The 12,366-nt window shown below is 67.4% G+C and carries 11 protein-coding genes and 1 pseudogene; 7 read left to right on the top strand and 5 right to left on the bottom strand.

Translation table 11 applies throughout. The annotated features are described in order from the left end of the window. Positions 1 to 21: 21 nt before the first annotated feature. The 5 genes and pseudogenes from ABEA50_RS09830 to ABEA50_RS09850 form a co-directional block, all read left to right on the top strand. Complete coding sequence (locus ABEA50_RS09830; RefSeq protein WP_345494934.1) at positions 22 to 1,167, top strand: coiled-coil domain-containing protein; 1,146 nt, start codon at positions 22 to 24, stop codon at positions 1,165 to 1,167. A 74-nt stretch (positions 1,168 to 1,241) separates the two neighbouring features. Further along, positions 1,242 to 1,880, top strand: a complete 639-nt coding sequence (locus ABEA50_RS09835) for a maltokinase N-terminal cap-like domain-containing protein (RefSeq protein WP_345494935.1) — start codon at positions 1,242 to 1,244, stop codon at positions 1,878 to 1,880. 81 nt (positions 1,881 to 1,961) lie between these two features. Beyond that, entirely contained in the window at positions 1,962 to 2,579 is a 618-nt protein-coding gene (locus ABEA50_RS09840; protein WP_345494936.1) for a DUF308 domain-containing protein, read from the top strand. Between the two features lie 191 nt (positions 2,580 to 2,770). Then, entirely contained in the window at positions 2,771 to 4,081 is a 1,311-nt protein-coding gene (locus ABEA50_RS09845) for a S8 family peptidase (RefSeq protein WP_345494938.1), read from the top strand. A gap of 145 nt (positions 4,082 to 4,226) precedes the next feature. Beyond that, a pseudogene (locus ABEA50_RS09850) lies at positions 4,227 to 5,245 on the top strand (SulP family inorganic anion transporter); the annotation flags it as partial. A gap of 408 nt (positions 5,246 to 5,653) precedes the next feature. Here ABEA50_RS09850 and ABEA50_RS09855 read toward each other — a convergent pair. Both ABEA50_RS09855 and ABEA50_RS09860 read right to left on the bottom strand, forming a co-directional pair. Then, positions 5,654 to 6,481, bottom strand: a complete 828-nt coding sequence (locus tag ABEA50_RS09855) for an alpha/beta fold hydrolase (RefSeq protein WP_345494939.1) — start codon at positions 6,479 to 6,481, stop codon at positions 5,654 to 5,656. Beyond that, positions 6,481 to 7,071 (bottom strand): TetR/AcrR family transcriptional regulator, encoded by a 591-nt coding sequence (locus ABEA50_RS09860; protein ID WP_345494940.1) that lies wholly within the window; start codon positions 7,069 to 7,071, stop codon positions 6,481 to 6,483. The genes ABEA50_RS09855 and ABEA50_RS09860 overlap by 1 nt, the downstream gene beginning before the upstream one ends. A 123-nt stretch (positions 7,072 to 7,194) precedes the next feature. Between ABEA50_RS09860 and ABEA50_RS09865 the strand changes: the two genes are divergently transcribed. Continuing rightward, positions 7,195 to 8,160, top strand: coding sequence for an endonuclease/exonuclease/phosphatase family protein (locus ABEA50_RS09865; RefSeq protein ID WP_345494941.1), 966 nt, complete (start codon positions 7,195 to 7,197; stop codon positions 8,158 to 8,160). Between the two features lie 301 nt (positions 8,161 to 8,461). Here the strand turns inward: ABEA50_RS09865 and ABEA50_RS09870 are convergent, their stop codons facing one another. From ABEA50_RS09870 to ABEA50_RS09880, 3 genes are read right to left on the bottom strand one after another with little or no spacing between them, the layout of a single operon-like run. Then, positions 8,462 to 9,493 (bottom strand): alpha/beta hydrolase, encoded by a 1,032-nt coding sequence (locus tag ABEA50_RS09870; RefSeq protein WP_345494942.1) that lies wholly within the window; start codon positions 9,491 to 9,493, stop codon positions 8,462 to 8,464. 54 nt (positions 9,494 to 9,547) lie between these two features. Further along, the gene (locus tag ABEA50_RS09875; RefSeq protein WP_345494943.1) at positions 9,548 to 10,645 is read right to left on the bottom strand and encodes an MBL fold metallo-hydrolase; all 1,098 of its coding nucleotides are present in this window, start codon (positions 10,643 to 10,645) and stop codon (positions 9,548 to 9,550) included. Next, on the bottom strand, positions 10,642 to 11,490 hold the full coding sequence (locus ABEA50_RS09880; protein ID WP_345494944.1) for an SDR family oxidoreductase: 849 nt from the start codon (positions 11,488 to 11,490) through the stop codon (positions 10,642 to 10,644). The genes ABEA50_RS09875 and ABEA50_RS09880 overlap by 4 nt, the downstream gene beginning before the upstream one ends. A 113-nt stretch (positions 11,491 to 11,603) precedes the next feature. On the opposite strand from ABEA50_RS09880, the gene ABEA50_RS09885 reads away from it, so the two are divergent. Next, entirely contained in the window at positions 11,604 to 12,263 is a 660-nt protein-coding gene (locus tag ABEA50_RS09885) for a TetR/AcrR family transcriptional regulator (protein ID WP_345494945.1), read from the top strand. Positions 12,264 to 12,366 lie beyond the last annotated feature (103 nt).

The raw sequence follows: 12,366 nt of genomic DNA on the forward strand, positions 1-12,366 counted from the left end.
CGCAGGCGTTAGGATTTCGCGGTGTCGAATGTCTGCAATTTTCCGGGGTGTGCCCGTCCGATCCCACGGGGCGGCGGGCCGGGGCGTCCCTCGGAATACTGCGACCACCCCGAACACACGCGATGGCGGGCATGGCGGGAACGTCAACGGCAACAACAGGAATCGGCCGCGGACCCGAATCCCGCACCGCCAGCCGCGCAGGGCCCGGTCACGGTGGCCAGGCTGCGGGCCGACGAACTGCTCACCGAGTTCCGTGGTCTCGCCGACAAATTGGGTGACACCCTCAAGACCGCGACGGCGGAACTGTCGACGTTGGCTGATCCCAGCGTCGCCGAGGCGCAAGTGCAAGCGGCGCAGGCGGACGCGGCGCAGCGGATCGGCGAGGCCGAGGGGAAAGCGGTGGCCGCCGAACAGCAGCGGCGCGCCGAGCGGGAAGCACGCACTCGCGCCGAAGCCGCTGCCGACGACGCGGTCGCTGCCGCCGAACAGGCGGAGGCCGAGGTAGCACAGGCGCGGGCGGCACGCGAGGATGCGCTCGCCGAGGTCGAGCGTGTCACCAAGCAGGCGGCCGACGAGGTGTTCACGGTGCGCAGCGAGGCCGAAGTCGAGGTCCGTGCGGTCCGCAACCGAGCCGACGACGACGTCGAGAAGGCGAAAGAGCAAGCCGCCCAGGACGTTCAGCGTGCCGAACAGCGGTCGGCGAAGGAGATAGCGCAGGCACAGCGCGCCGCGCAAGCGCAGGTCTCGGCCGCGCTGTCGGAACGCGATGTCGCCGTGCAACGCGCCACCGACGCCGACCGGGTGGCCCAGCGCGCCGAGCAGGCGGCCGCGGAGCGGGTGGAGGCGGCGAACGAGGCACGCGCCGAATGGCGCAACGCGCGCGCCGAACTCGAGGCGACCCGCGCGGAGCTGGCCGAGGTTCGCCGATCCGCGACCGCCGACCTCGCCGCTGTGCGGTCCGAAGCTGCCGCCGCGATCGAGAAGACACGCGACGAAGCCGCCCATCGCGTCGCCGCGTTGGACGACGCGCGCGCACAAACCCTGGTGCGGGCCGAACGCGCCGAGGCGCAGTTGGACGAACTGCTGGCAGCGAACCGTCGGGCGGGCGTTGCGGCGCCAGCGAAACGGCAGGACGGTCCCGACGCCGAATCCGAGCGCGAGGCGTAGTCGCGGATCTCGAACTGCTGGTAACCCCGCTGCGACGCTGGCCGACGCGTTGCCGCGAAGCGAACGGAGTTGTCATGGCTGTCATCCACAAAACCACCCTGGTGCCGACGAAACTCGAACTGCTGACCTCCTGGTTGCCGACGCGGCCATGGCATCAGGGCGGCCCTGAGCCGGTCCTCGCCAAGGTCGGCGGATTCCGGCTCGATGACCCACACGGCGCGGTCGGCATCGAGTTCCTCGTGGTGACCGACAGTTCCGGCGCGGAACCGGTGACGTGCCATGTTCCGCTTGCCTACCGTGGCGCGCCGCTGGCGGGCGCCGAGGACGGGTTGATCGGCACCATGATGCACGGGGTGCTCGGACAGCGGTGGGTCTACGACGGTGCGCGGGATCCGGTCGTGGTCGCGCAGATCGTCGCAATGCTCGCGGGGAACGCGCAGCCGCAAGCGCAGAGCGAGAGCGATGCGATCGACGAGACGGTGACGGTGTCCGCGACGCAGATCGCGGTACCCGCCGCCGACACACTCACCGCCGCGGGAATCCACGTCGTCGACGGCTCGTCGCACACCGACGTCCGAGTCGGTGACGCGGAGATTCGGATCAATCGAATTCTCGAGCCCGCCGAGGAACCCACCGGTGTGGGCTCGGTGACCGCACCGTGGCGTGCGGCGGGCGCCGCCGCACGCGGGGTCTTCCTCACCGCACACCGCTGATCCGACCCGGCGATCGGCCCGAATACATACCGGAATTGGCAATCGCTCGGCTACCGGATTGGCTGGTCATATCATGTGGCTATGTCCGAAACTGAGATCGGCGATAAAGCAGACCTGCTTTCCGAAGGCGCCAAGCAATCGATACTGGTGGCGGCGGTCTGCACGATGATCGTGGGTGTGGTTCTCGCGGTGTGGCCACACAAGCCGCTCGTCGCGGCCGAGCTGCTTACCGGGGCGTATCTGCTGTTCAATGCGGTGGTGCAGTTGAGTCTGACGTTCGGCACGAAGATCGCTGTCGCATTGCGGTCGCTCCTTTTCTTCAGTGCGGCGCTGTCGGCGTTGCTCGCACTGGTGTGCTTCAGCGGGGGAAATACGCCGATGCTGCTTTCGGTATGGGTCGGCGTCGCGTGGGTGGCGCGCGGGATCTGTCACGCGACGGTGTCGGTCTGGGTGGATGAGTTGCCCGGTCGCGGCAGGCAGGAGTCGTTCGGCCTGTGCACGATGGTCGGTGGCATCGCACTGGCTGTCATGCCGATGGCGTCGCTGACTGCGTTCGGCTGGATCGTCGGCGTGGCGGTGATCGTGGTGAGCGCGTTGGAGTTGGCGAGTGTGCTCGCGGGCCAGCAGGAGTTGGACCGTTCGCAACAGTGGGTACCGAGCGCCGGAATGCGTGCGGGGGAGGCGCAGTTGGATCGCTGATCGGACGCGGGGGAGGTGTGGAGGAGATCTTGCTGCGGTGGCGAGCGTCGCGAACACGAGGTTGACTGGGCGGCATGGCAACTCAGGATCGACGCGTTCGCTCGCCAGAGGAACTCATCGTCGTCACACACAGCACCGAAACGGCACTCACCCCGATCGCTCTGACTGAGAACCGCGGTACCGAATCGCGATTGACCGACCTGCTTCCCGCGGGCGCCTCGCTGGTCCGAATCTTCGGACCAGCCAACCGGTTGGCCTCGAGGATCGCTGAAACTCCGCATGCCGACGCAGGTTTCGGCGCCGACTACCTCAACTATTTCTCGGTGCGGGGCGTCACCGATGAACTGGCCGCGGTGGCCGAGCGCTTGCGTGCCGACGACGCGGTGAACGCGGCATACGTGAAACCGCCCGCCGAACTCCCGATCGCGCCGAGTATCGCCGCGTCGACGGCTACGGACGAGGCGCCGGCGACCACCCCGAGTTTCGAACAGCGTCAAGGATATCTGGATGCCGCACCGCAGGGCATCGATGCGCGGTGGGCGTGGACGGTGCCCGGTGGCCGCGGTGCGGGCGTGCGCATCGTCGACGTCGAAGGGGCGTGGCGGTTCAGCCACGAGGACCTGCGCGCCAATCAGGGCGGCATCATCGGCGGTAGCCCGTCGTCGGATCAGGGGTGGCGCGACCACGGCACGGCGGTCGCCGGGGTGATCAGTGGCGATGTGAACGAGTACGGCATCACCGGCATCGTGCCCGACGCGTTGATTCGCGCGGTGTCGGTGTTCGAGGCGGGCTCGGCGGCGGCGATCAGGACGGCGGCGGACGCGCTGAGTCCCGGCGATGTGATCCTGCTCGAATTGCACCGTCCCGGACCGCGATTCAATTTCACCGACAAGCCCGATCAGGCTGGTTATATCGCGATCGAGTGGTGGCCGGACGATTTCGCGGCCATTCGGTACGCGACCGGCAAGGGGATCATCGTGGTCGAGGCCGGTGGCAACGGCGGCCAAGATCTCGACGACGCGATCTATGACACGCGCCCGGCCGAGTTCCCCTCGACGTGGCGTAATCCGTTCCGCGGCGGCGCGGACGATTCCGGCGCCATCGTCGTCGGCGCCGGTTCACCCCCACCGGGTTTCCACGACGCCGACCACGGGCCCGCGCGCTCGCGACTCGATTTCTCCAACTTCGGTTCGCGCGTCGACACCCAGGGTTGGGGTCTGGAAGTCACCACCACCGGGTACGGCGATTTGCAGGGCGGTGCCGACGAGGACCTCTGGTACACCGACGTTTTCAGTGGAACCTCCAGCGCTTCGCCGATCGTTGTCGGCGCGGTCGCCAGCTACCAGGGCATCAGCGCGGCGGCCGGTGGCCGCAAGACTCCCGAGGAAGTGCGCACCCGCCTGCGTGAAACAGGTTCACCGCAAACGGATGCGCAGCAACGCCCGTCCTCGCAGCGCATCGGCAACCTGCCGGATTTGCGCGCGCTGAACGGTTCCAGCTAGTCCGCTCATCGACGCCCATCGCGCCCTCGCCCAGGGAAGCGGCAACCCGCTGCGCGGACAGTTCCGCAGAATATAGTGCGGCCCTTGGCTATTAGACCGATGCGCCGCATGTCCACTGGTCATCCTGTAGAGGGTGACCAGTGGGCATGGCGATGTCGGCTCGCTTGGCGCTGACCGCGGCATGTCATGCCGCGTACTGCCCGCAGGGCTACCGGCGCCGTCGATCGGGTTTCTGCACCTCGACCAGTTCGGGTCGCTGATCGCGCCCGCGTTGGCCGTCGCGGCGCTGGCCGCCCTCGAGTCGCTGCTTTCGGCGACCGCGGCGGACGCCATGTCGGTCGGCACGCGCCACAACCCCGACCGCGAACTGTTCGGCCAGGGCCTGGCGAATATCGCCGCGCCACTGTTCGGTGGTGTCCCCGCCACCGGTGCGATCGCGCGTACCGCCGTCAACGTTCGCTCCGGCGCTCGGACGCGGCTGGCCGCGCTGACACACGCCGCCGTCCTCACCGCGATCATCTATCTCGCCGCGCCGTTGGTCGCCGACATCCCTTGGCCGCGCTCGCCGGTGTCCTGCTCGCCACCACCGTGCGGATGGTCGAAACCGCATCCGTGGCCGCGATCGCCCGCGCCTCACGCGGTGACGGAGCCATCATGGTGGTCACGTTCGTCGCCACCGTCGCGTTCGACCTCGTCACCGCCGTCGCGGTGGGCGTGGGGATCGCGGTCGTGCTCGCCTTGCGGTCGGTCGCCCGAGAGGCGCGTCTGCACCAGGTTCCGCTCGACGACACCGACCATCTCACCGAAGAACAAGATCTCCTGCGCGACCATATCGTCGCCTACCGGATCGACGGCCCACTGTTCTTCGCTGCCGCGCACCGTTTTCTGCTCGAGCTCGCCGATGTTTCCGACGTCCGGGTCGTCATCCTGCGTATGTCCCGGATCACCGCCCTCGACAGCACCGGCGCGCTCGTGCTCAAAGACGCCATCACCAAACTCGAACACCGCGATGTCACCGTGCTGCTGTCCGGGCTGCGCGAGGACCACCACCGCCGCCTGACGGCACTGAACGCGCTGCCCGCGCACGCCGACCATGTGTTCGCGCATACCGAGGAAGCCATCGCTTACGCGCGCGGCCACCTGCCTGCCACGGCGCCCGCGTGACCGGCGGGCCCGGCCACGCTGTCGCGGACAGGGAGCTGTTGTCTCGCACGGGTTATCGGTAGCTGATCTCCGAAGCCCGGCGCTGGGGGTCGGCGACCGGCTGAGGTTCGATCATCTCGACACCACGGGATCGCGTGGCGTAGCCGCGAATAATACTGCCGTCCAGTACCTCTCGCCGTAGGGGTGTGGCCGCGGATTGAGCCGGGTGGGTGCGGCCCACTCGATACGGGCACCGCGAACCCTGCGCTCTTCGCTGACGTAGTTGTTTCTTCGCCGCGCAGTTGTCGGTGACCGGCTATTCGGCTCGCCACGGCGAGGTTCGGCGACCAGACCACTCGTCGGCCGCTACCGATCGTGCGCCGCGGCGCTCGAGGGCCCGGGATCCCGCGGTACCGCGGCCGGACGTCGTCAGGCCAGCAGCAGTGCCAACAGCAGCGTGGTGAATTCCTCGGGTGCGTCGGTGAATCCACTGTGACCACCGGGGAATCGGACGACATCGATCCCCAAGCGATCGGCCAGGGTGGCGGCGGGTCGACACGGCAAACGGTCAGGGTCGTCGCGCCCGGCGCCGAGCACCAGGCGGTCGGCGACCGCGGCGAGCGCGGTCTCGTCGGGGCGGTAGGAGGTGACTATGCCCAGCTCGTGTTCCATCATGGCGGGCGTATTCGCCTGGATGCGTTGGATCATTTCCGCTCGGCGCGGCGGCAGTTCGGCGGGGTCGGGTAGCGGCTTCATCGATCCGCCGATGCCTGCCAGAAAGTGCGCGCCCGCTGCCGCGAGGCCCTCGGTGTGGAACAGTCTGCGGACTTCGTCCACGAACGCGCGGTGTGTCCGCGCATCCGGCAATACCTGGAAACACGGCGGCTCGTGGGCGACCACCTTGCGCAGGCGTTCCGGATGGCGAGCGAGTAGATCGAGCGCGATCACCGCGCCGCCGCTTCCGCCGAAAACATACGCGTCTTCGCCTGCGGGGGTGAGGAATTCGAGTAGGCGATGCAGGTCCTCGCTGATCACGTCGATGGCCTGGTCCAGCGGCTCGTCGACGGCGAGGGTGCTGCGCGAGTACCCGCGTGGATCCAGGGCCACCGTCGTGAAATGCGCGGCGAGCGAGTCGATGATGGTGTCGAAAATCGCGGCGTCGCCACCGCTACCGGCGAGCAGCAGCAGGATCGGACCGCTGCCACGGGTTTCGTAGTACAGGGTCGCGCCGGGGGTGGCGAAGGTTGCGGCGTGCATCAGGGTTCCTTGGTGTCGGTGGGTGGCGTCGGTGCGGCCCAGTGTTCGAGCGCGCGGTGCAGTGTGTCGATGATGCGATCCCAGGATGCGCCGGGGTCGCGAGAGTGTTGGAACGCTCCGCTTGCCTCGAGGTCAACGTAGCCGTGAAAAGTGCTGCGCAGCAGGCGCACCGCGTCGGTGAGCGCGGGTTCGGCCAGTCGGTATTCGCGCAGCATGCCGTGCATGAGTTCGACGGCACGGAACGCGGAGGGGGTGCCCGTGGCGCCGGGGACGACGTGTTGCGTGGCGGCGTAGCGGCCGGGGTGACGCAGCGCGTAGTCACGCCACGCGTGCGCGTAGGCGGTCAACGCGTCGCGTCCCGCTCTGCCGACCACCGCGCTCACGATGAGTTCGCTCTTCTCGGCCGTCGCCGCCTCGGCGACGCGTGCGCGCAGGTCGGTCATACCCGCGACGTGGGAGTAGAGGCTCGCGTCCTTGACGCCGAACTGTTTGGCCAGCGCCGACATGGTGACGTTGTCGAAGCCGATCTCGTCGGCGAGATCTGCGGCGGCCGTGACAATCCGTGGCACGGTGAGACCGGCACGCGCCATTCTCGTTCACCTCCGATGAAAACTATCTCTCATCGTTTATAACCTAGAGATATTAGTTTCGCCAAGTCGAGGGGTCACGCAGCGGACGGTCGACGGACCGCCGAGGAACCGACCGTCGGGGTTGTGCTTGGCTTCACTGTGATTTCGAAGGTCATCGGTATCGGATTCGGCGTACTCGGCTGCGCGGCGGCGCTCACGGGGGTTGCGCTGCATTTCCACCGTTTCTCGGCGCAGCTGCTGGTCTTGGCCGCGTCGGGAGCGCCCTATCTGATGGTCGGCGCGCTTGTCGGGGCAATCTCGTTTCTGGTAGTCGGGCAACGCTTCGGTGCGGGTGTCGCGGTCGTGGTGCTCGCGGTCGGGGCGTGGACGCAGGCGCCGCTGTATACGGGACAGTCGGGCGATGACGACGGCGTCGCGGTGACGGTGATGCAGTCCAACCTGCTGTTCGACGGCGCCGACCCCTCCGCATTGGTCGAGGCGGTTCGTGCGCGAAATGTCGCCGTGCTCACCGTCAACGAACTCACCACGACCGCCGTGGCTGACCTGGGTCGCGCAGGTCTCACCGAGCTACTGCCTTACCGATATGTCTCACCGGGGCGCACCGCCACCGGAACAGGCATCTGGAGTCGCTATCGGCTCACCGACACCGTCGAATACGACGGGTACGTCTTGAACCAGCTCTCCGCGACCGCGCACATCCCCGGCGCGGGGCCGGTCACGATCTTCGCCTTCCACCCGGTGCCCCCGGTTTACGGCGCCGAAGTCTGGGCCGACGAATTGTCCCGTCTGCGTGCGATTCTGGAGCACGCACCCGAGGGGCGTCCGGCAATTGCCGGCGGCGACTTCAACGCCACCTACGACCACCACCAGTTCCGCGCGTTGACTTCCGGTCGCTTTGCCGACGCCGTAGAACAGTGCGGCGCAGGACATGTGGTCACCTACCCGACCGACAAGTGGTTCCCCCCGCTGATCGGCATCGATCACATCCTCGTCGCAGAAGGTCGCGCCACCGCAGTAGACACCGTACGGCTTGCCGGCGCAGACCATCGAGCATTAACCGCGCACCTGCTGCTCGACAAGCGTCGGTAGGAGCGCGGTCGTCGCGTGAAACCTGTAGCGCGAGAACCGGCCGCTGCGTACGAGGGGTGGCGCAGCTGACCGGTGTTCGTCGGGTCGGCGAATGACGGAACGCTCAGCGCTGGTGTGCTAGCAGGGTGCGGCACTCCGGTACAGCCGCGCAGGCACGCCGTGAACTGGTCACATGTTGGTCAGGTCTGCTGAGCGGGCGGTTTCGAACCGGTCGAGCGAGCGGCCGTGAGTGGTGCGGCGGATGCGGCGCAGCACCACCAAGCACGACCGCGCAATTCCCGCTCTACCTGCGCTCCTACTGTCAGGCGGTCACGCCGTTGCTCGTTTCGATGCTCGCGATGAATCGCTCGACACTGTCGAGGGCGCTTCGGGCCTCGGGCAAGCGCGGGTATCCCATCTGGAACACATGGAACATGCCGGACCACACCTCGAGTTCGCATCGCCCGCCCGCTGAGCGCAGCACCTCGGCGTAGCGTTCGGAGTCCGAGGCGAGTACCTCGCTGCCGCCCGTTTGCAACAGCATCGGCGGCAGATCGGGTCCGACCGCGCCGAGCACATCCAGGCGCGGGTCACGGTAATCCACCCCTGCCAGATAGGTCTGGGTGATGCGCCGACCCGTGCGGGCGGAGACGAACTGATCCCAGACGAGCGCGTTGTGGGATTGGGCCAGTTGCCATGTCGGGTCGACGAGGCTGGAGAATCCGACCAGCGCCGCGGGCTGATCGACACCGAGTTGACGGAGCTGGCTACAGAGTCCCAAAGCGAGGTGGCCGCCGGCCGAATCGCCCATCACGACGATGTCACTGGCGTGGTGCCCCCGTGCGATCAACCAGAGGTAGCCGTTGAGAATGTCGTCGTGTGCGGAGGGGAAGCGGTATTTCGGCGCTCGACGATAGCGCACGGCGTACACGGGTCGATGCAGGCGGCGCGACAGCTCGGAGACGAGTCCACGATGGGTCGCCGGGCTGCAACTGATGTACCCGCTGCCGTGGATGTAATAGATCAACCGGCCGCGCGGCTCCGCCTCGCCGCCCACCCATTCGCCGACCGTCCTGCCGTTGGGCACCGCGACATCGACTCGCACGTGGGGGAGCGTCGGGGCGAACCACATTCGACAAGCCACGACCTGGGTAAAGCGATAGCCGAGCACTCCGATCAACGAGTGCAGCGGCAGCAGCCACAGTGCGGGTCGAACGAAGATCCGCGATGCCCAGATCGTCATGCGTGCGGCGAATGAGCGGGGCACCGTCCGTACGTGATCAGCGGGCCCCTCGGTTTTCCGGTGCGGTGGGTCGTGCTCGACCGAGACGCCGATCGGATCGGGTGTGTTCATCGGAGTCCTCCGAGGTCGGGGGCACAAGCCCGGCAGCCGGGACAAGAGACCGGGTCAGTGGGTGGGGGCGGTGATCGTGCCGTAGTCGAGGCCGCCGTGGCTGAAGGTGGGCACGACCGGCCACTGACGCTTCCAGTCCGCGCACTCCGAGGACGGAATGATCTGGCGCCACTGCGGGTTCCGCGGAGATGGGGAGGCGAGGGTCTTCTCCTTGACCATGGAGTCGTACTGGTCGAGGGAGTCCTCCAGCGTGTTCGCGTTGAGTACGACCTCGCGGCCGTAGAACTCGGCGGTGCGTCGCACGCCGGGAATCTTCGACAATTCGGGCTGCCAACTGTCGGCGGCCATGCCGTTCTCCGAGGAGACCCAGACCCCGTCCGGTGTGTTGACCACCAGCGAGTGATTACCGTCGGTGTGCCCCGGCGTCCACAACAGGCTCACCCCTACGCCGAGTTCCACGTCACCCTCGAAGATTTCGAGCCGTTCTTCGGGGACGCCGTTCATACCGCCGTCGACGTACCAGGCCCACTGCATGGGATGCATGGATTCGAAGGTGCCCAGTTCCTTGCGGTGCACGAGCAATTTCGCGTGCGGGAACAGGGCTTCGCGCGGTGCGGCCTCGCCCGCGATGGGCTCGGTGCTGCCCATGATCATGCGTACGTCCTGCACGTGGAGGTGATCGAAGCTCAGGTAGTCCACGTCGTCGTTGGTCAGTCCGAGGCGCCCCAGCACCTGATCCGGGTCGTTGTAGTACTTGACGAACAGTGATTCCAGCCGGGCCCGACGCGCGAAGCGTTGCAACTTCCCGTAGAACGGGGCTTCGGCCGACCCCGCGGCGACGGTGGGTTCCCACACCAGGGTCTTGGGCTTGCCGTCGAAGCCTTCGAACTGGATCACGAACATGCGGTTGATGATCGAGATGAAGGGATTGACATTCAGGGAATAGTTCTGGAACGCGTACTGCGCCGGATACGGCGCGGCAGCGATGTCGACGCTCTTGACCGCCCGCACCTGACCCTGGCGCAGGAAACGCTCCCGGTAATTCCTGGCCGCCTCGCGGATGGCGTCGAGGCGCTGGCCGCGTGGCCAAATATCGTGCACCCCTTCGAATTCCGGGATCGGACGCAGAGTGGTCGGTTGGGCCGTGGTCATCGGGTCCTCTTCGGGTCGGTGATGTGGGACAGGGCGCGGTGTTCGTAGTGGTCGCGAGCGGTGGAACGTGCCACAGCCTCGACCTGGTCGGGCACCGCGCGGCGCAGCACTCGATCGCGCAGGAATTGCGGAAGTAAGCCGGTGCCGCGGACGAGCAGGCCGATTGTGGCGGGGAGGGTGACCTCGAAGCGCGGGCGCCGCAGGACCCGCAGCACGGCGGCGGCGACATCGGCGGGTTGGAGCCGGGCGGTCGCGCCGCTGGCGGTGCCGACCGCGAGTTCTGTGTCGACCACGCCCGGCATGATCACCGACAGGTGCACACCGCTGCCGCGCAACTCCTCGCGCACGCCGGTGAGGTAACCGAGGACGCCGTGTTTGGTTGCGGCGTAGGTGGATTCCCCTGGCGGGGTCAGCTTGGCAGCGGCCGAGGCAACAGTGACGATATGACCGCTGCCTCGGTCGCGCATCCGTGGTGCGACGAGCCGCACACCGCGGATCACCCCGTGCAGATTCACCGCGAGCATGCGCTCGGTCGCGGTCTCGGGTTCGTCGCCGAAGGGCCCGACCCACATCACGCCGGCATTGTTGACCAGCACATCGAGCGGACCCCACAGCTCGTCGATTTCGGCGAGAAACCGGCGAAAGGACTCGGTGTCGGTCACATCGAGAGCGAACGCTCGTACTCGACCAGGCAGCGCCTGCGCGGTTGTCTCGGCGGCCAGGAGGTCGCGGTCGCCGATCGCCACCAGTGCGCCGGCCTCGGCGAGCTGGCGCGCGATCTCGCGCCCGATGCCCTGGGCGCCGCCGGTCACGGCAACGATGCGCCCGGCCATGGTTGTCGTCATGGCTGCCCTCCTCCTGGTCGGTGTCTGTCATCGCCCAAATCAATATTGGACAATCGTGATTGTCAGAATTGCTGCGGCTAGTATTGCACCTCGTCAGCAGAAGGGAAAGGCACATGACACGACCGGGCACGGGAACTGCCAACCCGAAGCTGTCCGGCCGCAGGTACTCGGGCGTCGCACCGGAGGAACGGGTGCGCCTGCGCCGCGCCGCGATCCTCGACTCCGCGCTCGAACAGTTCGGCACCTCCGGCTACGCGACGGCGTCGATCAAGCAGATATGTCGCGGCGCCGGGGTCACCGAGCGGTACTTCTACGAGTCGTTTCCCAATCGCGAGGTGTGTCTCGCAGCCCTCTACGACACCCTCTCCGGGGAGATGCGCACGGCAACACTGGCCGCGCTCACCGCGGCCGAACCTGATCTCGACGCGCTCACCTCGGCGGGACTGGAGGCGTTCATCCACTACCTGACCGACGATCCACGTCGTGCGCGGGTGGTGCTCGTCGAAGTCGTCGGTGTCTCACCCGACATGGAACAACGTCGCCACCGGGTGCTTCGCGATTTCGTGGACACCGTCATGACCACCTGGACCGCCGACGGCAATCGCCCCCTCGCACGCGGTGCCAGGCTCGCCGCGACCGCGCTGGTGGGTGGCGTCAACCACCTGCTGGTCGACTGGCTGATGGACGGTCGCCGCGACGACCCCGCCGACCTGGTCGCGGTCTGCGTCGACCTCTTCGCCGCCGCGCGGACGCACTGGGACGTCCCCGCATAGTTTTCACCACACAAGACACCTTGCGCCACAACGGTTTATCGCGTGGCTCACGATGTGGGGTCCCGGTAGTAACCGCGCGAAAATCAACACATATGGCTGGACC

Source organism: Nocardia callitridis (genome assembly GCF_039543305.1).
GTDB classification, from domain to species: domain Bacteria; phylum Actinomycetota; class Actinomycetes; order Mycobacteriales; family Mycobacteriaceae; genus Nocardia; species Nocardia callitridis.